Genomic DNA, 23,224 nt, shown 5'->3' on the forward strand with positions numbered 1-23,224 from the left:
GGACGTTTGTCAATCACTTTTCGCCGCCTGCCCGGGACGGATCGACTCGACGCCCGATTCCTCGAGATCGATCATCGTTCTTCCGCCGACGTACTCCCTGACGACGGGGCGGGTGACCCGGGCGAGCCGCTCCGCGATCAGCTGGATCCTGCCGATCTGCCGTTCGATCGCGTGGAGCTTCGCGATCATCCGCGGATCGAGCTTGTCGCCCTCCATCAGGAGGAGCTGCGTGTTACCGAGGATGGAGCAGAGGGGATTGTTGATCTCGTGGTTGATCGAGACGGCGGTCTGCGCGATCGCCTCAACGCGCTCCGCCTCGATGAGCCGCGCCTGGGCCCGCTTCGCGTCGCGAAGATCCGAGGCGAGAAGGAGCGTTCCGATCGGCCTCCCGCCCTCCCCGGCGAGCGGCGAGAGACGCAGCCGCACGGGCACCTCCTTTCCGTCGCTGCCCGTCAGTTTCGTGATCCACCCGCCGAGACGCAGGGTGCCGCGGGCCCTGAGGTATTCGATGACGGGGCGGAGCCGGGACAGGGCGATCAGTCTCGTCACGCGCCGGCCGAGCAGGCTCGGGGCGTCCCATCCGGTCAGTTCGGTCGTCGCCCGGTTGCACATCGTGACGCGAAGGCGCAGGTCGAGAGAGACGAGCGCCAGCGGCGAACTCTCGAAGATGCTTTCGAGATACGCGGATGTATCACGGTCGTATGCGCCGTTCGCGCGTGACATGATCGATCGTCTTCCGTTCCCGCCGGCCTCGATGCCTAGCGGAGCGCTTCCCGCTCCTGCGCCTTGATGTGATCCTCGATCCGAGCGATGAGATCGCCGAGCTCGAAGGGTTTGTACATGTATTCGTCTGCCTGCGACCAGGTGGCGAGGAAATCCTCCCGTTCGGCGCTGTCGACCTTCCGGGCGGTGAGGACGAGGATGCGGAAGGGATCGATCAGCCCCTGGGCCATCTCCTCCTTGAGTATCCGGGACACCTCGTACCCGTTCTTGCCCGGCAGCATGATGTCGAGCAGCATGAGGTCGTAGTGCTCCTTGCGCGCCTTGCGGAGCGCGTGCAGACCGTCGTAGGCCACGTCGACCGTGAACCCGCGCAGTTCGAGACTGTACTTGACCGTCTCGACGATATCCTCATCGTCCTCGACGATGAGAATCCGGTATCCGATCATCCCGGTTCTCCTTTCAGGGCCGCGGCCGGGATGGCCGCGACCGTCCGTTCCCGCGCCGCCGCGATCAGGTCGGCGAATCGCGTCCCGCCGTCGGGAGCGAAGACCCAGCCGACGCGCAATGCGTCGCCCGCGTCCCCCCGAAGCGGCCGGAGATGCCCCCTGCCGCCAGCGAAGAATGACAGCGGTCCGGCGGCGAGACGGGCCGACGCCGTCAAGCCCGCGGCGAAACGTCCGCCGAACAGCCACAAGAACAACCCCTCGTCATTTGACTCGTCGGGCGAGGGCTCGACGACCACCTTCCCCCGCCATTCGCCCGCGATCTCGAGCCAGCAGCGCCGGTCGTCCTTCTCCATGGCGAACAGGATCACGCGGCGGCCCCGCTCGAGCATCCCGTCCAGGGCCCGGCCGGCCCGCCGCGCGGCCGCGACCGCGGCCGCGGTCTCCTCGTTCGCCGGCAGCAGCAGATGCACGGCCGCTCCCGTCCCCGGTTTCCTCTCGACGAAGAGGGCGCCGCCGTGCATTCCCGCGAGGCGGCGCGCGATGACGAGCCCGAGACCCTTCGCCGGCCGTTCGCGCCGCGCATCGGGAGGATCGGGTCCGTTGATCGCCTGCGCGACGTCGCCGGCGATACCGTCCCCCGTGTCCTTCACGGCGATATCGACGAATCGCGCCGGGACGTCGAGCATCTCCCACGGCACGCCGCCGAACAGGTTGGCTGCTTCCGCGGACCATCCCTCCCCGGACGCCGACGGATCGAACGGCCGCACGTCGATGACGATCGCGCCGCCGGCCGGGACATGCTTCAGGCTGTTCGACAGAAGGTTCTGGACGATCTGCGACGTCGCGTCCCGGTCGACGCGCACCGCCGCGCATCGCCCGTCCACCTCGACGTCGAACGCGATCCGCCGGCGGCGCATCGACTCCGCGAAGAGGCGCGACGCATCGCCGAGAAACCGCCGCGTGTCGACGCGCACGGGATGCGCGTCCGCTTCCTTCCCGCGCAGCCCCGAGGAATCGACGAGCCCGTCGACGAGCAGGTCGAGCCGGTCGACGGTCCGGATCGCCGTGCCGAGGAAGAGCCCCGCCTCCCCTTCGATGCCATTCGCCTCCACCATGATGCGCAGGGCGTTGCGCAAGGCGGCGAGGGGCGTGCGCAACTCGTGCGCGACCATGGCGATCGATTCCTCCCGGTCCCGGTCGCGTTCGTATTCGTTTGTCACGTCGCGGACGGCGACGAGAAACGACACGTCGGCGGAGAGATCGCCGATCGGCACGCGGTCGATCCTCAGGTACCGGTCGTCGCCCTTCCCCCCCCTGACGGTCGCTCCGGCCGGGACGTTCCCGACAACGTGTTCGGCGAGCACGTCGACCCGGAATCCCGCGAGACGCCATGCCTCGCCGATCGATCCGACCTGCCCGTCCTGCAACCGCAACGTCTCGCGGAAGAGCCGGTTGGCGGCGACGATCTCCCCGTCGGCGCCGACGAGCGCGACTCCCGCGGGCATCGCGGCGACGACCTTCTCGAGGATGCGGCGCTCCCCTCCGACGCTGTAGACGAGAGGCGTCCGTTTTCCGTCCTCCTCGGCGAAAGACCGGAACGCCGCGATGTTCTCGCGGACGAACGCGTCCCGCCGGACGCTCCCGACATAGAGCACTCCCCTCACGACCGTATCGAAGATGACCGGCACGAGGAAGTAGCTCTCGATCCGCGAATCGCCGAGGAGATACGCGACGTTCTCCCCCTCTCGCCGGTAGAAGACGTCCTCCGAGAGGACGTCGCCGCCGCCGTCGTTCGCGAACATCCCGCATGAGGTGACGAGCTTCTGGCGGATCTCGGGCAGGCGCCTCGAGAACTCGCGGCAGAGGATCGACGCGTACAACCGTCGATCCGGGGCTCCCGCGTAATAGGCGCAGAACTCCGCGCCGCTCTCCGCGCACAGCCGGTCGAGCACTTTCCGCATCGCCGGGGGATCGCCGACCGCGTCGAGCAGCTCGATCCGCAACCCGTCGCGCCGGCGCCCTCCGTCGGATTCGACCATCGGGGCGAGCAATGCGGAAACGGCCTCGGCGACCGCCGGCAGATCGTCCTCCGCCTCCGCTTCGAAGAGGCCGCCCGAACGCAGAAAGGCGAAGGAGCCGATTCGTTCGCGCCCGTCGAAGAAGGGAGCCACCATGGCATCCACCGTCCCGGAGCCGCCGTCGTCGGTTGCGTCGATGAAAAGCCAGTCCCACCCCACGGCCTCCGGCACGCCGGCGGCGGCCGCGATCCGCTCCCGCGTCGCGCCGGGGATCGCCCCGGCGACGTATACCACCCGGTCGCCCGGCAGCAGAAGCGTGCAGGCGTCCGCGCCGATTCGCTCCCTCGCGATCTCCCCGATCAAGGCCACCGCCCCCTGCATTGATCGCGGCGGACGCCGGCGAAAGCGGCCGAGCATTTCGATGGCGATTCCCGCGGACATGGTCTCCTCTCCGTACGCGCCGACGGCCCGCCGAATGCGGACGCATGGATCGCACGGGAGATAAACGCAATGTGCATGCCATGTTGCGGGAAAGACCGCCAACCGGCCGCCGCGGCGGAGATGCGCGGCGCACGATCGCCTATCTTATTGTTCGGGGCGTTGTTGCGTGGATCGTTCCAGGCCGGTTCTTTGTGACAAACGTTTCCGGAGACCGCACGCGTCCGGTCGCCGGCGAACCGACGCTGCACGGGAAGCAGCGTGTGGTAAATATTTTTCCAGGATCAGTCGGGATATCCGTCGGGGAACCGGCGGCGCCATGCGTAGGCATCGCGGATGATGTCGTCGATCGCCGGTTGCAGCCGCTTCCACCCGAGAAGTTCCTCGGCGCGCGCCGAAGAGGCGACGAGCACCGCCGGATCGCCCTCGCGCCGGCCGCCGATCCGGTACGGCACGTCCAGCCCGGTCACCATCTCCGCCGAACGGATGATATCGAGGACGGAGAAGCCCTGCCCGTTCCCGAGATTGACCGCGCCGCAGAGGCCGTCGGCGAGTTTCCCGAGACCGAGCACGTGCGCGGTGGCGAGATCGCGGACATGGATGTAATCCCGGACACAGGTCCCGTCCGGCGTCGGGTAGTCGTTTCCGTAGACGACGAGTTCCCCGCGACGGCCCGTGGCGGCATCGAGGACGAGGGGAATCAGGTGTGTCTCTGGGCGGTGATCCTCCCCGTGCGCCTCCGTCGCCCCGGCGGCGTTGAAATAGCGCAGGGAGAGGGATCTGAGCCCCCAGGCCCTGCCGCAGTCGGAGAGCATCGTCTCGATCGCGAGCTTCGTGTTGCCGTACGCGTTCACCGGTCTGAGTGGCGATTCCTCGGTGATCGGCGTCTCCGGCGGCTCGCCGTACACGGCGGCGGTCGAGGAGAAGAGGAAATTGCCGACGCCGAGCGCCTGCATCGCCGAGAGGAGCGAGACGGCGCCTGCGACGTTGTTCCGGTAGTACTTCAGCGGATCGGCGACCGATTCGCCCACCTGCGAGAAGGCGGCGAAATGGAGAACCGCCTCGACGCCGGCGAGCGCCTCGAGGCAGGTCGCCTCGTCGAGCAGATCCCCCTCGACGAAGGTCACGCGTTCGTCGATCGCGGGACGATGGCCGGTCGAGAGGTTGTCGACGACCGTGACCGCGTGGCCGGCGTCGAGCAGGTACTCGGTGACCGCGCTGCCGATGTAACCGGCGCCGCCCGTGACCAGGACGTTCATCTCCTATTCCTCCAGGTATCGTCGGCGATAGGCCGCGAGGTGCTTCCCCGTCAGCGACCCGCCGCATTGTACGATCTCGTCCGGCGTCCCGCAAGCGATAACGAGCCCTCCCTCGTCGCCGCCCCCGGGACCGAGGTCGATGACGTGATCGGCGCGCCCGATGACATCCATGTTGTGCTCGATGACCACCACGGTGTGCCCCGCGTCCACGAGATCGCCGAGAACGCGCATGAGTTGCTCGACGTCCGCCATGTGCAGTCCCGTCGTCGGCTCGTCCATGATGTAGAGGTTCCGCTCGCCGGACGATTCCGCGAGCTCGCGTGCGATCTTGATGCGCTGCGCCTCGCCGCCCGAGAGCGTGTTCGACGGCTGCCCGAGCGCGAGGTACCCCAGGCCGACCCTCGAGAGGATCCACAGTTTCTCGCCGAGCGCGGGCGTGTCATCGAAGAAGCGGATCGCCTCGTCGACGGTCAAATCGAGGACTTCGCTGATATCCTTTCCCTTGTAGAGCACCTCGAGCGTCTCCTGGTTGAATCGCTTTCCGCCGCAATCGTCGCATGGAACGAACACGTCCGCCATGAAATGCATCTCGACGCGGCGGAAGCCCATCCCCTGGCATCGCGGGCAGCGGCCGCCCGGCTTGTTGAAGCTGAAACGCCCCTGGGGATATCCGCGGATCATCGCCTTCCGCTGCGAGGCGAAAGCCGCCCTGATGTGCGAGAAACCCTTGATGTACGTGATCGGGTTCGATCGCGGGGTCGAGCCGATGGGCGACTGGTCGACGAGGAGCGTGCGATCGATGGTTCCCTCGATCTCGATGCCGCCGAGGCCGTGGTAGCTTCTCCCCCGTCCGGCGAGGGCGCGGTAGAGGACATCCACGACGAGCGTGCTCTTGCCCGAGCCGGAGACGCCGGTGACGCAGGTGAGACAGCCGAGCGGTATCTCCACGTCGATCCCCCGCAGGTTGTGCGCGGTCACGTTCCCGAGCGAGACACGCCCGGTCGGCCTGGCGTGTTTCCGCCCGGCCCGGCCCCTTCCCCCCCGCCCGAAGAGCCACGTGAAGGTTTCCGAGCGCGGTACCTCGGTCCGCCTCGCCTCCTTTATCGATCCGTTGAAGAGCACTTCCCCCCCGTCGTGCCCCGGCCCGGGCCCGAGATCGACGAGCCAGTCGGCCGAGAGGATGATTTCGGGGTCGTGCTCGACGACGAGAACGGTGTTGCCGAGATCCCGCAGCCGCGACATGACCGTCACGAGACGCTCGTTGTCGGCGGCGTGAAGACCGACGGAGGGCTCGTCGAGCACGTAGAGCGCGTCGACGAGATTCGCGCCGAGGGAATTCGCGAGGTTGATCCGCTGCGCCTCCCCGCCGGAGAGGGTCCGCGTCAGGCGATCGAGCGTGAGATACCCGAGCCCGACGTCGATCATGAACCGCAGACGGGCGTCCAGTTCGGCGAGGATGTCGCGCGCGATCTCGCGTTCCCTTTCGCTGAGGGGCGCCTCGCCGAGAGCGGCGAGTATCCGGGCGGGCGTCATCGCGGCGAGCTCGGAGATCGCGCGCCCGCCGATTCTCACCCACGAGGCCTCCGGCCGGAGGCGGCCCCCGCGGCAGACGCGGCAGGTGGTGAAATCCATGTACTTCCGCGTATAGAAACGGTGCCCCTTCCGATAGCTCTTCTCGCGCATCTTCTCGAGGAAGGGGATGATCCCGACGTACCCGTCCTCCCCCTCGAGAAGCGTTCGCCGGTGCGCTGGTTCGAGCTCCCGCCAGGGAACGTCGACCGGAATGCCGCGTTTCCCGCAGAACTCGAGCATCCGGTACCGTTGACGGGCGAATCGCTCGCGCGACCACGGATCGACGGCGAGCCTCTCGAGGCTCAGCCGCGAATCCGGGACGATCAGCTCCTCGGAGAAATCCATGCGGTCGCCGAATCCCTTGCATTCCGGGCAGGCGCCGAACGGGGAGTTGAAGGAGAAGAGATGCGGCGTCGGCTCGACGAAGACGCGGTTGCATCGCGTGCAGGACGGGGCGTTCGTGAAGTCGCGGGTCTCTTCGTCGTCGACGGCGACGACGCGGAGGGTGCCGGACGACTCGCGGTAGGCGATCTCCGCCGCATCGGCGATCCGCGCCCTGTTCTCCGGCGTCGCGTCGAGCCGGTCGAGGAGCACGTCGAGAGGAAATTCCTTCCGTTTCTTCGGCTCGTATTCGTCGATCCGTCTCGGCTCCCCCTCGACGAGCAGGCGGGCGTATCCCCGGGAGATGAGATAGCCCCTGCGGGATTCCCACGTCTCCGGGTCGATCGATCCGGACGGCACGACGAGATGCACGCGGCGTCCGGCGAACAGATCGAGCGCCGCTGCGGCGGCCTCGCTGGGAGAATGGGCGCGCACCTCGATGCCGCAGTCGGGACAGATCGTCCGACCGACCCTGGCGAAGAGCAACCGGAGATAGTCGTACACCTCGGTGGCCGTCCCGACTGTCGAGCGCGCGCTAGTGACGGTGTTCTTCTGGCGGATCGCGATCGTCGGGGAGATGCCGGCGATGTCGTCGACGTCGGGGCGCTCGAGCTTCTCGATGAACTGTCTCGCGTAGGTCGAGAGTGACTCGATGTACCGGCGCTGGCCCTCCGCGAAGATCGTATCGAAGGCGAGCGACGACTTCCCCGATCCCGAGACGCCGGTGACGGCGATCACCCGCCGCCTGGGTATCTCGAGATCGATGTTCTTGAGGTTGTGCTGTCGCGCGCCCCTGATGACGATCGTCTCGGCCACACATGCCTCCTGAAGGGATAAACACGGAGTGTAACAGGAATTGCCCCTGCGCGCAATATCGGATATACTTCCGCCGTCCGTCGCGCTCCCTGCGCGGCGGCGAGACGTTCACCGCAGACGAACGGGATAGGCATGAAACCGGACGACGCGACGCTGGCGGCGGAGATCGACGGATTGCGGAGGACCCTGCGCATCCTTCGCGGGGAATCGGGCTGCGCCTGGGATCGGGAACGCACCCTCGACGACATCATCTCGAACCTCGTCGAGGAGACGTACGAGCTGTTGCACGCCGAGCGCGCGGGCGACATCGACGGCGTCGAGGAGGAGCTCGGCGACGTCCTCTTCCTCGTCGTGTTCGCGCACGAGCTGTTGCTCGAACGCGTCGAGACGCCGCTCTCCGCCATCGTTTCGCGCGTTCATCGCAAGATCGTCTCGCGCCATCCGCACGTTTTCGGCGACGAGAAGGCCGACACCGCGGCCGAGAGCCAGGCCGCCTGGGACCGGGCCAAGCGCCTCGAGCGGGCCGGTCGCCCGCCGATGGGGCTTCTCGACGGCATACCTCACGATCTCCCGCCCCTCCGCCGCGCCGACGCCGTGCAGCGCATAGCGACGGCCGTCGGCTTCGACTGGCCCGACATCCGCGGGATCGTCGGGAAGATCCGCGAGGAATCCGACGAGCTTCTCGACGCCGTCCTCGAGGGAGACCGGGCGCACGTCAAGGAGGAGCTCGGGGATCTCCTCTTCACCGTGATCCATCTCGCCGGCCGCCTCGACGCCGATCCCGAGGGCGCCCTCGCCACGACGACGGCGAAGTTCGCCGACCGGTTCCGCGCCATGGAATCGGCGGCCGCCGAGAGGGGCCGCGACCTCGAATCGATGGAGATCGACGAGATGGAATCGCTCTGGCAGGCGGCGAAGCGAAAGAAAGGCGAACGCTGACCAGAGCCGGGGCGAGGGGGAAACGGAACGGGGGCGCCTGCCAGGCGCCCCCGTTCAGCGTTATCGATGCCGTCTTCCGTCAGTTGAGCCGGTGGAACTCGATCCGGCGGTTTTCCGCGCGGCCGGCTGCGGTCGTGTTCGGAGCGATCGGATCGGCCTCTCCGTAGCCCTTCGCGATCACGCGGTCGACGGCGATACCGGCGTTCGACAGGTACTGCCTCACCGCGTTCGCGCGCTTCTCCGAGAGCCGCTGGTTGGATTCCTCGGAACCCACGCTGTCGGTGTATCCCCTGATCTCAACGCGCACTTCCGGGTAGGCCATCAGCGACTTTACCACCTGATCGAGCACCCCGTAGCTGTCGGGCGTGAGGGCGGAGGAGCCGCTCTCGAAATTTATCCCGCGGAGTATGAACTTCGCCTCGATCGGCCGTTCGTCGGGACACCCGTCGGTGTCCTCGTATCCGTTGAAGGTCTCCGGTTCGTTCGGACACTGGTCGTCCACGTCGAGTATGCCGTCGATGTCGTTGTCGAGATCGGGACAGCCGTCCTCGTCCTGGAAGCCGTCCTGATCCTCCGCCTTGAGCGGGCACTTGTCCATGTCGTCGGGAATGCCGTCGTTGTCGGTGTCCTGCATCACGTCGGGGCACCCGTCCGCGTCGTCGATCCCGTCGAAGTCCTCGGGCTCGCCCGGGCAGCGGTCCTCGACGTCGGGGATCCCGTCGCCGTCGTTGTCGAGATCGGGACAGCCGTCCTCGTCCTCGAAGCCGTCGAAGTCCTCGGCGAGATCGGGGCAGGCGTCGACGCCGTCGTTGATGCCGTCACCGTCGTTGTCCAGCTCCGGGCAGCCGTCGTCGTCCTCGAAGCCGTCGAAATCCTCGGGACTGTCGGGGCAGCGGTCCTCGCCGTCCTCGATACCGTCCCCGTCGGCGTCCTGTGCCATGACGAACCCGCCGTACGAGAACGCGAAATATGCGGCCCAGTCGGGCGGATAGGAAAGCGCCGGGTCGTCATCGCTGTTGAGATTGATGTCGAGGGCGAGCAGAACCCCCACGCCGTTGCTGCTCGTCACCGAGAGGCCGGGCGTGATCGTGTAGACGTTCTTGTTGCGGTTGCCGTAGTAGGAGAGCGTATCGCCCTCGGGCCAGTCGGCGTTGATGAACTGGTCCCATTTGAACTCGAGGAAGAGGCTCGCCTGGCCGACGATGAACTCGACGCCGGTGCCGAATTCGAACATGTCGTTGAAGCTGTCGCTCTCGTCCTCGGGGACCGCGGGGTACGCGGGATAGTAGAATCCGCTCGAATCGGGATTGTTCGTGTAGAGGATCCCGTACCCGTCCTCTTCGTTCTTGTTGAACCGGTAGCCGGCGTTGAAGTGGAGTCTCGTCGGCACGAAACGGTCCTGGTTCGTCAGATCGAACGTGAAGAGCCCCTTCATCCCGAAATCGATATTGTCCGTCGTGAAGGCCCGCTCGGCGTTGCCGGTGGGAAAGCGCGCCGAGCCGAGGAACCCGACCCGGACGATCTCCGAGGGAATCGGGGGAATCAGCTTGAGCTGGACGTCGGTGTCGCCGATCCCTCCGCGGGTCCGCGTCTCGAGCTCGCCGCTCTCCGATTCGCTCCCGACCTGCATGATCCAGTTGCGGACGCCGAGACCGGCGGAGATCTCGAGATAATCGCTGATGCCCAGCGTGAGAACCGCTCTCGTACTGAAGAAACTGTACGTGACCTCCGGCTCGGACCCCGGTTCCGCCAGGTAGTACAGACTGCGCGGCCCGGGCGTCAGCAGGACGTCGGCGCGCCGGTAATAGCATGTGCCGAGCGAGAAGATCAGCTTTCCCTTGCCGATCGTTTCCGCGTCGTACACGCGAAGCAACCCCGAGGTGCCGTCCCACGCATCCTGACCGGCGGCCGGGACTGCGCCGATCGGCAGCAGGATCGCGGCGAGAATCACCAGAATGACTGCTCTCATCTCTCGAACCTCCTCTGTTCCGGCGGCGAATGTCCCGATCGGTCCCCCGGGGCCGCCTTACGTACGTCCAGTCGCGTCTTCTTCGCCGTCGGCGTCGCCGCCGGCGTCCGTCGATTCCGTTTCTTCCCCTTCCGCGGGCGGTTCATCCGCCGTTGTCGCTTCTTCCGCGCCGTCCCCGTCCTTGGGTTCCGGCCGGGAGGACTCGTCGACGAAGTTCATTCTGAGTTCCATGAGCACGTTGTCGAGGATACGGCTCTCCGTATCCGACAGGTTTCCGGCCGTTCGCGTGCTGATCATCTCGAGCATGTCTATCGTGATACGCGCTTGATGCAAATCCCGCTCCACCGCGCCGGTCAGGGGATTCATCAACTTCCCCATCTGCTGCAGCGCGAGAGTCTGGAACATGGCGATCAGGTGCTGGAAAAGAAAGCCGTCCCGTTCGGACAGGTCGTCCTCGTACCCGTTCATTCGTCCCCCTTTCGATACCGGCTGATGATAGGGACGTATCTTTTTTCATGTCAATGGAAATCAGATACAAAAAAAGGCCGCCGGCGTGTTCGCCGGCGGCCCGAAAGACCGTGCCGATGGCGGATTCTAGTCTACCCGCCGCTCCGACGCGAACCAGATCAGCTTCGCGTCCTCTTCGTTCGAGGCGTTCGCGTAACCGTGCTCCTGCGCAGCGAGATAGTAGATGCTGTCCCCCTCGCCGAGCTCGTAGAGCTTGTCGTCGACGCGGAAATTGATCCTGCCGGACAAAACGACGGCGGCCTCGTCCCCTTCGTGGACGTGCATGTCCATATCGGCGTTCTCGTTGGGCGTGAGCGTGATCAGCTGGGCGTTGATCTTCCCGCTCGGGATCGAATGCGTGAGCATCTCCCGCTTGCCCGGCGTGCGGCCGAGTTCGCGCTCCTCGCGATCCTCGAGCGCGATGAAGGAGACGTCGGCCAGCTCCTGCTCCTCGATGAAATACGCCGGATCCTTCTGGAGCGCGTCGGCGATCCTGATGAGCGCCCCGATGGTCGGTGACGTCTTCCCCCGCTCGATCTCCGAGATGTGCGTGGCGGAGATGCCCGCTTTCGCCTCGACGTTCTTGAGCGTCAGGTGTTGTTCCTCGCGGACCTTCTTGATCCGCCGCCCGATCTCTTCCTTGGAAATCATGTCCGTCTCCTCACCTCGACCTCCCCCGCTACAGACTGAACGGAGGCATCGTGACCCAGATCGCCTTGCACCTGGCGTCGCCGATATTCCGCATCGCGTGCGGCTTGTTGGCCTTGTAGTGGATGCTGTCGCCTTCCTTGAGGATGTATTTCTCTTCGCCGATGATGATCTCCATCACGCCCTTGGTCACGAGCGCGAACTCCTCCCCGTCGTGCACGCTCGTCTCCTCCGGCCGCTTGATGCCCGGTTCGAGCTCGACCTCGAGAAAGGAGATCATCGGGTTCGGCATGTCCATCGTCAGGGAATGATAGGTCGCCCCCCATTCCTTGTAATGCATGTGACGGCGCTCGCTCCGGCGGACGACCGATATCTTCGACAGGTTGCGCTTCTCGACGAAATACGCGACGTCGGTGCCCATCGCCTCGGCGATCTTGGCCAGGGCGCCGACCGTCGGGGAGGTCATCCCCCGCTCGATCTCGGAAACGTGCGTCGCCGACACCTTCGCCTTGACCTCGATATCCTTCAAGGTCAATCCCCTGGAGAGACGGTACTGCTTGATGCGTGCGCCGATCTCGTTTTTCACTTCCATGCACCTCTCCCTTTCATCCCGGTCCCGCGACGACTGCCCCGCCGGGGATCTCTTACGCAAAACAAGATATATGAGTGTTTTGCGAAATCAGGCGTAAATATAATGCATGAATCCTGAAATATCAAACCTTTTGGCGTACGAATCCGCGCATCATTTCGCATTTTTCTCGCGCATCAAACATTTCGTGTGCCGAATCCATACGAAACAATCTATTTTGGGGAAATATTCCGAATTACCGGATGAACACGAACGGGAAACCGCGAGATTGTTTCCTATTCCACGCCCAACCATCCCCGCGGCGTGGCCCTTCTTCCGCCGCGCACACCGGTCCGCCATGCATGGGATCACGACCTCACGATATGCATCCCGTTTTCAAATCTGGAATTGACCGGATGCTTGTCGTATATTCGTGTCCATGAGACGGACGATCGAAACGATCTGCGTCATCCGGTTCGGGTCGCTCGGCGACCTCGTGCTCCTCACCGCCCTTCTCGAGGCGCTGCGCGAGGGCTGCCCCGGAGCGGCGATCAGTTTTGTCACGAAGGAACGGTACCGCCCGCTCTTCGAGACGGACGACCGGATCGACGCCCTCCACCTGCTCCGCGGCGACGGATTGAAAGCGCTGTTCGCCCTCCGGGCGTCGATGCCCGGACGGTTCGACGTCCTGATCGACGCACACGGCGTCCCCCGGAGCGCCGTCCTCGCCGGAACGCTGCGCGCCGGGACGCGGGTGCGCATCGACAAGGACCAGGCGCGCAAACTGCTCCTCATCAGGCGCAAGATCGACCGGTTTCCGCCGGGCGTCTCCATGGCCGGCCGCTTCGTCGACCTCGCCCGCCGCCTCGGGGCCGAACTTCCCCACGATCCCCCGCCGAGGCTTTCTCCGTCCCCAGGCGCCATCGCCGCGGCAAAACGACTGCTCGCCGGAGAGACGGGCGCCCGGGCGCCCGTTGCGATCGCGCCCGGGGCGAGACACGAGACCAAGCGCTGGCCCGCCGGGCATTTCTCGGCCCTCGCAGCGATGCTCGCGGCCCGCGGCGAGACGGTCGTCCTCGTCGGCGGCCCCGACGACCAACCCGTCTGCCGCGAGGTGGCCGCCAAAAGCGGCGGCGCCGCGATCGACCTCTCCGGCCGGCTGGATCTGCCAGGGACGGCGGCCCTTCTCGCGAGGTGCCCCCTCCTGGTCTCCAACGATTCGGCACCGCTTCACATCGCCGAGGCGGTCGGAACGCCGGTCGTCGCCCTGTTCGGCCCGACCGTGGGCCAGTTCGGCTATTTCCCGCGACTTCCGGCGAGCGTCGTCATCGAGGCGCCCCTCGACTGTCGCCCCTGTTCCCGGAACGGAGCGCGCCCCTGCCCGTTCGGCACGAAGGACTGTCTCGAGTCGCTGGCGCCGGCACGCGTCTTCGACGCGGCAGCGGGAATCCTCGACGGGGCCGGGACCGCCGAGGCTGAAGGAGAAGGATGAGTCACCCCGCGCAGTTCCTCTACGGCCTCGTCGCGCCCCTCGCGCCGGCGGCTCTCCGTCTCGTCGCGCCCTTCGACGAAAAGATCGCCGAGACCCTCGCCACGCGCCGGGGGATCCGGCCGCGCTGGCGCGAAAAGGGGGCGGCCGCAGCCGGGGCGGGCCCGCTCGTCTGGTTCCACGTCTCCTCGGTCGGGGAATTCCTGCAGGCGACGCCGGTGATCGACGAACTCGCCGCCCGCCGCCCGGACGTCCGGATCGCCCTGACCTTCACCTCGCCGTCGGGATACAACTACCTCCATCGCCACGACCGATCGAGAAGGAACGAACGCATCCGTTTCGTCGAGTACCTCCCCTTCGACACGGCGGGCAACGCGCGTTTCTGCCTCGATATCCTGCGTCCCGACCTTCTCGTCTACGTGAAGTTCGATCTCTGGCCGAACCTCATCCTCGAGGCCTCCCGTCGCGGCGTGCCGCAGGTGCTCGTGTCGGCGACCCTCTCTACCGGCTCGCGCAGGCTCGCATGGTACGCCCGCGGCTGGTACGGCTCGCTCTACCAGCGGCTGTCGGCGATCGCGGCGATATCCGACGAGGACGCAGGACGGTTCCGCCTCGCATCGGGCGGCGGCGTGCTGGTGGAGACGACGGGCGATACGCGCTTCGACCAGGTCTGCCGCCGCGTCGACACGACGACCGTCGAACCGCCCCGCGCGCTTCTCGACGACCGCCGCGTCTTCGTCGTGGCGGGAAGCACGTGGCCCCGCGACGAGGCGGTCGTCATCCCGGGATTCGCGTGTCTCCGGAAACGGCATCCGGAGACCGCGCTCATCCTCGTTCCGCACGAGCCGACGGCGGCGCGACTCGCGGAGATCGGCCGCTCGCTCGAGGCCGAAGGGCTCCGCTTCGCCCTCGTCTCCGAACTCGGCGAGCGTCCGCCGCCCGAGCCGGTCGTCGTCGCCGACGGCCTGGGGTACCTCGCCGAACTCTACCGCGCCGGCACGGTGGCCTACGTCGGCGGTTCATTCACCACCGGCGTCCACAACGTGATGGAGCCGGCGGTCCTCGGCCTGCCCGTCTTCTTCGGCCCGCGCATCGACAACTCGTGGGAGGCCCTCAGGCTCGCCGAAGCCGGCGCGGGCCGCGTCGTAAAGCGGCCAGGGGAATTCGCCGACGGCGTCTCCGCCCTTCTCGACGATCCCGCGCTCCTCGCGCGCCGCGGCCGGGAAGCGGCCGGGTTCATCAGAAAACATTGCGGAGCGGCTCCCCGTTGCGTAGATTTGTTGCTGACCCGTCTGCAGGCGTGACGGCACCCTCACCCGATTCCCGGAACGACGGAAGGAGCCCGCATGAACGCCGATCTCCGGCTTCCGACACAACCGCGGTACATCCAGATCGAGTCGATCATCGGCTGCGACGCGAAGTGCCCCTTCTGCCCGCAGAAGACGATCGCCCGCGGACCGCGCAGGATGCCGGACGAGACGTGGCGCAAGATCGTCGACGACACCCGCGGACTCGGCGTCACCTACCGGCCCTTCCTGCAGAACGAGGCCCTCATCGATCCGCGCATCGAGACGATCGTCCGGTATATCAAGGAGGATCCCACCGCGCGCGTCGAGATCAACACGAACGCGAACGCCCTCACGGAGAAGCGGGGCCGCGGGCTGATCGACGCCGGCATCGATCTCATGCGCTTCAGCGTCGACGCCTTCTCCGCCGGGGTGTACGAGCAGTGCCGCGTCGGCCTCGACTACGATCGCGTCGTCGAAAACATCGAACGTTTCATCGCGCTCGTCGACGAGAGCGGCAGCCGGGTCGTCACCGACGTGCGGATGATCGACATGGACATCAACCGCCACGAACAGAAGGCCTTCGTCGAATTCTGGTCGGCCCGCGCGGATCGCGCCTCGATCGTCCCCCTGTACAACTGGCCGTGGGACGAGGGCGTCGAGATGGTCGAGAAGCCGTGCCTGAAGATGCGCGAGGAGATGTTCTTCTACACCGACGGCCGGGCCGTGCTCTGCTGCTGGGACATCGCCGGCCGCGCGGTCATCGGCGACGTCAACGAGACGAGCGTCCTCGATATCTGGAACGGCCCGGTCCGCCGCGGATTCGCCGAGATCCTCAACCGGGGCGAGCGGGGAAAGATCCTGCTCTGCTCCCGCTGCGACGCCTACCGCGATTACCGTTTCGAGGGATTCGGGGACTAGCCGCGGCCGGCCTTCCCTGGACTCTTCCGCGGCCGCTACCTCAGCGTTCGCCTGTTGATGAGCACCTGCACCATTCCCCGCCGTTCCCTGCTCTGCGGATAGTGGATGATCATGTCCGAATAGCCGTCGCCGTTGAGATCGCGCGTGTCCAGCTCGCCGTAGGCGTCCGCCTCGATGCGGGCGACGGGCTTCTTCGAGAAGAGCCGGTCTCCGCCGTCTTCGAGGCCGAGGTAGATCGAGAGTTCGTTTTCGCCGGTGGCGAAGACGAAATCCTTCCGCCGGTCGCCGTCGAAGTCGCCGTCGAGATCCATCGCCTGCGTGTCGGAATCGCCCGAGAAATCGATCTTGAATTTCACTTCCTTGGTGAAATCGGGCCGGTCGGAGAAACGGTCGTTTTCGCCGAGGAGGAAGATGTTGAAGGCGATCGGCACCGAACGGGTCAGCAGGAACCGGATGATCGACGACACGCTGATCTTCACCGACGGCAAGACGAGATCGAGCCGGCCGTCCCCGTTCACGTCCCGGATCATGGCGGTCGCCGAGGCGGTTCCCTCTGAGACGATCACCTGCCCCGGGGCCTCCGCGAATCCCGCCGGGCCTCCCCGGTAGACGTTGATGACGCCGCGGAAGTTCGAGAGTCCCTTCGCCGTCTGCTTCGTGACGACGACGTCGACGTATCCGTCGCCGTCGAGATCGCGCACGACCGTGGAAACCTCGGCGATCCCCTCGATCTTCTCCTTCTTCGTTCGCACGTCGAACCGCCTGCGCCACGACGGCACCGCGGCGAACCGCCCGTTTGCCCCCAGCAGGTAGGCCGCGACCTCGTCGTCGTCGATCGTGAGGAGGTCTGCCCGGCCGTCTGCGTCGACGTCCTCGACGCGGATGTCGGGAAAGGCGTACCGGGCGCTCACGCCGAGCGTCACCTCGCCGTCGAGGGATCCCGAATCCCGCGTGTACACGACGGTCGAGATGTCGATGCGAAGCGTGTCGGTCGCGACCCATCGGCCGCTCGTGTCGGCGGCGTGCAGACGAAGCCCCCCGAAATCGAAGACGGCGATCTCCTCCCGGCCGTCCCCGTTCCAGTCCCTGACGAAGTCGACGACCGGCAACCGGCTCTCGGGCGGAAAGACGGCGATGCCGCCCGTCTCGAAAAGCGTCACCGGCGTCTCGTCGTAGCGGCGGCCTGCGAGACGGTAGCAGCGGATCTCCGAGGGCGTCGCGTAGACGATCTCCCTGCCGCCGTCATTATCGAAATCACCGATGTCGAGGAGGACGGCCGCGGTGTCGACGGGCCACGAGTGATCGGCCGCCGTGGCGAAACCGCCCTCGGCGTCCTGCCAGAAGACCGAGATCCATCTCGTCTCGTCGGGGGGAAGGCCCTTCCGGTGCGTGATGACGATGTCGCAGAGTCCGTCGCCGTCGAGATCCTCCGCGCGGACGTCGAGCAGCTTGTCGGCGACGCTCAACCTCGACAGGGTGAAGGCCGCGTCGTCGCGTGCGGCGACAGGGCATGCTGCGGGCAGCAGGAGGATCGCGGCGACGGCCGCGGCCCCGAGCACTCGGTGTGTGCGCATCAGAAGGTGACCTCCTTGCGGATGACGATCCTCCGGCCGACGACGATCGACACGGCCGTCCATCCCGCCGCTCCGGCGAGCGTCAGACGCACGACGTCGCCCCATTCACGGGGCAGGGGAAGCCCCGCGGACATCGCCGTCATCTGTTCGGCGGGCAATGAGAGACAGGTCGTCGGAAGCCAGGGTTGCGCCTCCGGGAATACGGACAGCAACGACATCGCCCCCCAGAGGGCGAGGGTGGCGGCGATCGCCGTTCCCGGCCCGTTGCAGGCGGCGGCGATCGCCGCCGATACGGCCGTCGTCGCGACGACGGCGCACAAAGTCAGCGCGATGGCGAGAGAAAGCCGCAGGCCGAGTCGCCCCGCCGGATGGATCATGACCTGCGTCTCCACGAGGTCCGCGAAACCGGGCTTCAGCCAGGAGACGGCGACCACGACGGCGGCGGCGACGACAAAGAGCGCGGCCGAGGCGGCGACGGCCGAGATGAGCTTGCCCCACCACCAGGCACCGCGCGACACGGGACGCACCCAGGCCGCCTTGACCGTGCCGAGCGCGTATTCGCGGGAGATGTGAAAGCAGGCGAGCATTGCGCCGGCGAACGCGGCGAGGTGCGCGATCCGGCCGAGCGACGAGGAGGCGAGATAGAACCCGCTCGGCACGCCGATCCACTGCCGGCGCGTCGCCGCATCGAGGGCGAAAACGATGATCGCCGACGCGAGCGCGATCGCGACGGGAAAGAGGTACGTCGTCCTCCTTCGGGACGCCTTGAAGCGCTCGGCGGCGAGGACCCTGGCGAGTTCACTCATCGCCGCCTCCCGCGCCGGTGATCCGGAAGAAGAGGTCCTCGAGACCTTCCCCCCCGGCGGCGAGTTCCGCCACGGGGCCGTCGGCGAGGATCCGGCCGCGGTCGATGATCGCGACGCGGTCGCACGTCTTCTCGACCTCGTCCATGCGATGGCTCGAGAGGAGAACGGCCCTTCCCTCCTCGCGGGCGAGCCGGGGCAGGAGGCGCCTGATGTCGGCGATCCCCGCCGGGTCGAGCCCGTTCGTCGGTTCGTCGAGCAGCAGGATCGGCGGATCGCCGAGCAGGGCCGCGGCGAGTCCGAGTCGGCGTTTCATGCCCCACGAATACCCCGAGACGCGCCGCCTCTTCGACTCGCCGAGTCCGGTGAGATCGAGCAGCCGGTCCACGAGGAGGCCGTCGCCCCGTCCGAGCCAGCGGCAGGCGACCTCGAGGTTCTCCCTTCCGGTCAACCACGGGTAGAAAGCGGGCGCGTCGAAGAGGACGCCGATCCTCGCCACCGCGGCGGCGGCCTGCTTCGCGACGTCGATCCCGTCGACGAGGACCCGCCCCGCCGTCGGCCGGAGGAGCCCGCAGACGATCTTGAAGGCGGTCGTCTTGCCGGCCCCGTTCGGCCCGAGGAAACCGTAGACGCCGGGCGTCTCGATTTGGAGATCGATCCCCCGCAGGGCCTCGACCCTTCCGAAACGCTTTTCGAGACCATCGATGACGAGCACGTGCGATTCCTCCTAGAACGACCGTTGCGCCCGCAGGATGACACGCGGTTCGTCGAAGCTTCCGTCGAGATCCCAGGCGACGGCCAGAACGACGCAGGGCAGCAGGGATTCGCCGGAAACGCCGACGCCCGCCGTCTGCCCCCAGCTCTCCGCGGAACGGTCGAGGAAACCGAGCGGCGACCGGGGATCCCCGGCGAGGGCGACGAGCCCCGCGTCGGAGAAGAAAAGAAGATCCCATCGGCTCCACAGGCGCCGGAGAAGGGGCGCCGGGGGCATCGGCACGCGCAGCTCGGCCGACGCGAAGGCGACCCGGTCGCCCCGCGGTGGATCGAAGGGCAGGTCCCGGAGACCGCGCACGCCCGCGTATCCGTTCAGCGACTGCGTCAGCTGCGACGGAAGCCGGTCGAAGGCGGTGAAGAGTCGTCCACGCAGATCGAGCCGTATCCCCCGCGGCAGATCGGTATAGCGCCGGGCGTCGATTTCGAGCGTCTCGTATGAGAACGTTCCCGGCCCGTCGGCGAACCCCTTTTCCGCCCGGAGACGGCAGAACCAGCCGGTCTCCTCCTCCCAGCCGTCGCGCGTGTCGAGCGTGATGCTCGTCGAGAATGCCATACGCGTGCCGTCCGCGATCGCGGGATTCGGGCGGTACGTGTCTCGCGGGAAGAGCAGCGAGGGAATGCCGCGCGCCTCGAGCGAGAGTTCCTCCTGCAGCAGGAAGGCGGACTCGACGATCCATCGCCCGCCGGATCGGATCGTGAGGCCGACCCGCCCGCCGCGTTTCTCGTACCAGTCGAGGAAATCGTCCCCGGTCAGGCTCGTGATGACGCCGTTCTCCAGGCGGGAGAGCAGACGGTCGTCCTCGGTCTCCGACGTCTTGAACGCCTCGAGATGCAACGCCGTCCCGCCGCCGCCGATCGGGATCTCGATCCCCGCCTCGAACCCGAGAAGACCGTGCGACTCTTTCCAGAGGGGGAGGCGCAGCATCGCCCGTCCCTTCACGTAGGGATCGCGATGAAGATCGTTCTCCCGCTTCAACCCGACGCTGACGAGGTGGTAATCGACGCGGCTCGGCGCTCCGGGCTCGAAGGCGAAGGCCGTCCTGACGGCGCGCGGATCGACGTACTCGACGAAGAGAAGCTCCCCGGTGGACTCGAACAGCTCGTCATCGAGGCGGCACGAACACCGGTACCGGGCGATTCCCCCATCGACGCGGCCATCGTGCGACAGGTAGATCTCCGAATCGACGAGATGCGCCCGCCCCGTCACGCCGGAGGCGCCGGCGAGGATGAGTCGCCCGTTCACCACCCACACGTCGCCGTCGACGATGCCGCCGCCCCGCACGTCGAGCGCGCCGCGAACGACGACGACCGGCCCGCGCAGCGTGTCGCCCGGTTCGACGGTGTATCCCCCGTAGAGGACGAGCTGCGGCGAGCGGTCGAGCAGCAGCGAGAGCTCCTCCGGCGAGAGCTTCGTTTCCCGATCACCCGCAGCCGCCGCAACCGCCGCGGCCAGGCACAGTATCGTCGTCGCGATGCCGATCAGGCGCTTCACCGCCCCCCCCTTCAGTCGCTTCGCCGCGTCTTCTCCCGGAACGCTCCGGCGCGAGAGACGCATTGTACCGTCGAGTGCGGGGAACACTCAATCGATAAATCGGAACGACGGCGTCGTGCCGTGTCGGGATCGGCGGGAGAAAGCGCCGGTCGCGACTACCGTTTCGAGGGCTTCGGCGAGGCTCCGCTGACGGACGATGCGGCCGGCGAGGCCGGTCGATAGCGGTGCGCCTCGACGGCGGACACCGCCGACCGGAATCCCTCGCTCCCCAGCCCCCCGAGATAGAATGCCGTTCCCATCGCGCGGTAGCCCGCCGCGTCTTTCATGAACATGTGGTTGTCGTCGGCAAGGAAGAAGTGGACGCGCCGGTACCAGCCGGCGAGCACCTCCTGGCTGCGCCAGTTCACCGTGTGATCGTGCGCCCCCGCGAGGATCAGCATCTCCGTGTCGGCTCGTCGCGCGCCGCGCTCGATCGCCAGGTCAGGTTCGGCGATCCGGCCGGCGTCGAGGAGTTCGACGAGCGGCTCGATATACCGGTACAGCGTTTCGAGCTCCGGGTAGACGACGTCGTTCCGGAAGAGCTCGGCCCGGCGGCGCTTGATCTCCGGCCAGTCGAGCTCGAAGAGCCGGACGACGACCGCCGCCGCCTCCGGGGTGCCGAGAATGCTGTCGACCGCCGCGCACTGGCAGGCGGCGTGCAGGGAATCCAGCACGGCGGCGTCCCCGCCGTACAGGCGCCTGACGATCGAGGCTCTCGTTTCGTCGATTTCCGTGTGCTCCACGAAGAAGTTCACCCGCTGCAGCACGTGCATCAGCCGGGCGCGATCGACGCGCTCGCCGTCGAGAACAAACCGGAGCATGGGCGGCAGCGTCGGATCGTGAGCGGCAAGATCGAGAAAGAACCGGTCGGCGTATATGCCGAGCGCCGCGTTGACGCCGGGCATGACGGCGCACCGCGACCAAGCGCGTGACACGCGGTCGCCGTGACGCGCGACGTACTGATGCAGGAGCAGGCCGCCCCCCGACGCTCCGTAGAGCATGACGCGGCCGGTTTCGCCCACCGTTTCCCGGCGCACCAGGTCGATATCGCCGACGAACTGGCGGGCCGAGAAGTACCTGGCCGCCTTGCACCAGTCGACCGACCCGTCAGGACGTCGAGCGTCGCCGAGCGCCGAGCAGGGCTTCCCCCGCGTGACGATACCGACCACGTTGCAATCCTCGCCCCCGACGCTCTTCGCGACCCGCTCCATTCGTCCCGGGGACACGAAGAACTGCTGTGCGTCCGAGACGACGATCAGGGTCGGCTTCGCCGGATCGAAGGGCGCCGCGAGCTCGTAGTAGAGATCGAAGACACCCGCCGACGGATCGTCGTGATCCAGTGGCGCCTCGACATACCGATGGGTCTCGTCGGCGGGCGGGCAGTCGGTGCTCGCCGTCGCCGCCGGCGCGATGACGGTGACGAAGAGCGATACGGTGATGGCGATCTTGATGCGCATGCATGCTCCTCCCTGCATTTCCGAACGGGCCGCGAGCGCGACTCGACGATGCGACGACGCGGCTTTTCGGCTCTCAATCCGTATATCGTACGCGGGAAGGATTTTGTTTCACGGGGGCGATGACAGTGCGCCGGCCGATCGGGAAAAAAACCTGTGCGTCTCTTCCCGACCGGCCGCGCCACGCGGGCTCGAACCGTTCCGCTTCCGCCGCGGAGGGCGGCCGTCACCGGGAGGCGGGAGTCCCCGGCGACGGTACTCGCCCGTCCGCTGCGGGGGTGGCTATCGGTTCCGTTCTTCCTCCATCAGCCGTTTCACGTCCTCCAGTTCGGCGCGCATCGCCGCCAGCTCGCGATCGACGCGCGCGCGGTCGGCCGCGATCGACGCGTCGCGCTCGAGGGCCGCCGCGCCGGCGTCGACGGCCGGTCGGCCGGGAGCGGCGTCATCAAACGGATCGCCGGCCATTCTCATCGTTTCGACCACCGTCCCGTAGGCCGTCGGGAGATAGACGAGCGTGAGTTGCGCGTCGAAGATTTCGAAATCCCCCGAGTTCTCCCGCCCGAGCAGGTGGAAGGTGTGCGAGCCGCTCGTGACGGCGAAGAGACCGGTCACGGTCGCCGGGATGCAGTACATGCCCGAGGCGGCGGTCGAAGGCACGCGGAATTCGACGTCCTGGTTGGACGGGAACGCCGTGCCCAGGTCCGAGACGCCGAAATCGGCGAAGCTGTTCGTTCCCGCAGTATGGTTCGCCCGGGGCTGGCAGGTGCCGACGACCAGGACGTACCCCGCGGCGGGAGCGGTGATCGTCCGCGAGAGGATCGCCTGCACCGTCCCGTCGAGCATCAGGCTGGTATTGGCCGCCTCCGCCGCCGTTCCCGGCTCGTCGAGGATCTCCGCGCTGTTGACGGCTCCCGCGGGAAGGGAGACCGATCCGTCACCCGTCTCGTCCAGGCGGAATCCGGCCGACTGCGTGGAACCGTAGAGGGTCAATCGCGGTTCCTCGGAGTACCCCCAGTTGCCGTTCAGTTCGATGCCCGCGCCCGTCTCGTTCCGCGCGACCCAGACGAAACCGCCGGTCCCCGAGTTGTCTGCGTTGATCTGCACGGCG

19 protein-coding genes are annotated in these 23,224 nt (G+C 67.0%); 4 read left to right on the forward strand and 15 right to left on the reverse strand.

The features are described 5' to 3' along the window. Positions 1 to 9 precede the first annotated feature (9 nt). The 5 genes from JW876_10725 to uvrA all read right to left on the reverse strand — a co-directional run bounded on the left by JW876_10725 (position 10) and on the right by uvrA (position 7,653). Positions 10 to 723, reverse strand: a complete 714-nt coding sequence (locus tag JW876_10725; GenBank protein ID MBN1885979.1) for a PAS domain S-box protein — start codon at positions 721 to 723, stop codon at positions 10 to 12. Positions 724 to 758: 35 nt separating this feature from the next. Further along, positions 759 to 1,169, reverse strand: coding sequence for a response regulator (locus JW876_10730; GenBank protein ID MBN1885980.1), 411 nt, complete (start codon positions 1,167 to 1,169; stop codon positions 759 to 761). Next, positions 1,166 to 3,628 (reverse strand): GAF domain-containing sensor histidine kinase, encoded by a 2,463-nt coding sequence (locus JW876_10735; GenBank protein ID MBN1885981.1) that lies wholly within the window; start codon positions 3,626 to 3,628, stop codon positions 1,166 to 1,168. Before JW876_10735 ends, JW876_10730 begins: the two co-directional genes overlap by 4 nt. A gap of 281 nt (positions 3,629 to 3,909) precedes the next feature. Beyond that, positions 3,910 to 4,884 carry a UDP-glucose 4-epimerase GalE gene (gene galE, locus JW876_10740; GenBank protein MBN1885982.1) on the reverse strand — a complete coding sequence of 325 codons (975 nt, stop codon included), beginning with the start codon at positions 4,882 to 4,884 and terminating at the stop codon, positions 3,910 to 3,912. A 3-nt stretch (positions 4,885 to 4,887) separates the two neighbouring features. Continuing rightward, a complete protein-coding gene (gene uvrA / locus JW876_10745) occupies positions 4,888 to 7,653 on the reverse strand; it encodes an excinuclease ABC subunit UvrA (GenBank protein MBN1885983.1) in 2,766 nt (921 codons plus the stop codon). 132 nt (positions 7,654 to 7,785) lie between these two features. Here uvrA and mazG point away from each other — a divergent pair, with 132 nt between their 5' ends. After that, positions 7,786 to 8,592 carry a nucleoside triphosphate pyrophosphohydrolase gene (gene mazG / locus JW876_10750; GenBank protein ID MBN1885984.1) on the forward strand — a complete coding sequence of 269 codons (807 nt, stop codon included), beginning with the start codon at positions 7,786 to 7,788 and terminating at the stop codon, positions 8,590 to 8,592. Positions 8,593 to 8,671: 79 nt separating this feature from the next. On the opposite strand, the gene JW876_10755 is transcribed toward mazG, so the two are convergent. From JW876_10755 to JW876_10770, 4 genes are all read right to left on the reverse strand, one after another. Beyond that, positions 8,672 to 10,561 (reverse strand): OmpA family protein, encoded by a 1,890-nt coding sequence (locus tag JW876_10755; GenBank protein MBN1885985.1) that lies wholly within the window; start codon positions 10,559 to 10,561, stop codon positions 8,672 to 8,674. 57 nt (positions 10,562 to 10,618) lie between these two features. Further along, positions 10,619 to 11,029: a DUF1844 domain-containing protein gene (locus JW876_10760; protein ID MBN1885986.1), complete on the reverse strand. Its 411-nt coding sequence runs from the start codon at positions 11,027 to 11,029 to the stop codon at positions 10,619 to 10,621. A 126-nt stretch (positions 11,030 to 11,155) separates the two neighbouring features. After that, positions 11,156 to 11,719, reverse strand: coding sequence for a helix-turn-helix transcriptional regulator (locus JW876_10765; GenBank protein ID MBN1885987.1), 564 nt, complete (start codon positions 11,717 to 11,719; stop codon positions 11,156 to 11,158). A gap of 28 nt (positions 11,720 to 11,747) precedes the next feature. Next, positions 11,748 to 12,308 carry a helix-turn-helix transcriptional regulator gene (locus JW876_10770; GenBank protein MBN1885988.1) on the reverse strand — a complete coding sequence of 187 codons (561 nt, stop codon included), beginning with the start codon at positions 12,306 to 12,308 and terminating at the stop codon, positions 11,748 to 11,750. Between the two features lie 415 nt (positions 12,309 to 12,723). Between JW876_10770 and JW876_10775 the strand changes: the two genes are divergently transcribed. From JW876_10775 to JW876_10785, 3 genes are read left to right on the forward strand one after another with little or no spacing between them, the layout of a single operon-like run. Further along, complete coding sequence (locus JW876_10775; protein ID MBN1885989.1) at positions 12,724 to 13,776, forward strand: glycosyltransferase family 9 protein; 1,053 nt, start codon at positions 12,724 to 12,726, stop codon at positions 13,774 to 13,776. Continuing rightward, complete coding sequence (locus JW876_10780) at positions 13,773 to 15,077, forward strand: hypothetical protein (protein ID MBN1885990.1); 1,305 nt, start codon at positions 13,773 to 13,775, stop codon at positions 15,075 to 15,077. The genes JW876_10775 and JW876_10780 overlap by 4 nt, the downstream gene beginning before the upstream one ends. A gap of 42 nt (positions 15,078 to 15,119) precedes the next feature. Further along, the gene (locus tag JW876_10785) at positions 15,120 to 15,980 is read left to right on the forward strand and encodes a radical SAM protein (protein ID MBN1885991.1); all 861 of its coding nucleotides are present in this window, start codon (positions 15,120 to 15,122) and stop codon (positions 15,978 to 15,980) included. A 35-nt stretch (positions 15,981 to 16,015) separates the two neighbouring features. Here JW876_10785 and JW876_10790 read toward each other — a convergent pair whose 3' ends face one another. From JW876_10790 to JW876_10815, 6 genes are all read right to left on the reverse strand, one after another. Beyond that, positions 16,016 to 17,554, reverse strand: a complete 1,539-nt coding sequence (locus JW876_10790) for a VCBS repeat-containing protein (protein MBN1885992.1) — start codon at positions 17,552 to 17,554, stop codon at positions 16,016 to 16,018. Further along, positions 17,554 to 18,360 (reverse strand): ABC transporter permease, encoded by an 807-nt coding sequence (locus JW876_10795; protein ID MBN1885993.1) that lies wholly within the window; start codon positions 18,358 to 18,360, stop codon positions 17,554 to 17,556. Before JW876_10795 ends, JW876_10790 begins: the two co-directional genes overlap by 1 nt. Then, the gene (locus JW876_10800) at positions 18,353 to 19,072 is read right to left on the reverse strand and encodes an ABC transporter ATP-binding protein (protein MBN1885994.1); all 720 of its coding nucleotides are present in this window, start codon (positions 19,070 to 19,072) and stop codon (positions 18,353 to 18,355) included. The genes JW876_10795 and JW876_10800 overlap by 8 nt, the downstream gene beginning before the upstream one ends. 12 nt (positions 19,073 to 19,084) lie before the next feature. Further along, positions 19,085 to 20,623, reverse strand: coding sequence for a BamA/TamA family outer membrane protein (locus JW876_10805; protein ID MBN1885995.1), 1,539 nt, complete (start codon positions 20,621 to 20,623; stop codon positions 19,085 to 19,087). A gap of 155 nt (positions 20,624 to 20,778) precedes the next feature. Beyond that, entirely contained in the window at positions 20,779 to 22,119 is a 1,341-nt protein-coding gene (locus tag JW876_10810; GenBank protein ID MBN1885996.1) for a hypothetical protein, read from the reverse strand. A gap of 279 nt (positions 22,120 to 22,398) precedes the next feature. Beyond that, positions 22,399 to 23,224, reverse strand: an 826-nt coding sequence (locus tag JW876_10815) for a hypothetical protein (protein MBN1885997.1), incomplete at its 5' end; no start/stop codon positions are given.

This window comes from Candidatus Krumholzibacteriota bacterium (assembly GCA_016931295.1).
GTDB lineage: Bacteria > Krumholzibacteriota > Krumholzibacteriia > Krumholzibacteriales > Krumholzibacteriaceae > JAFGEZ01.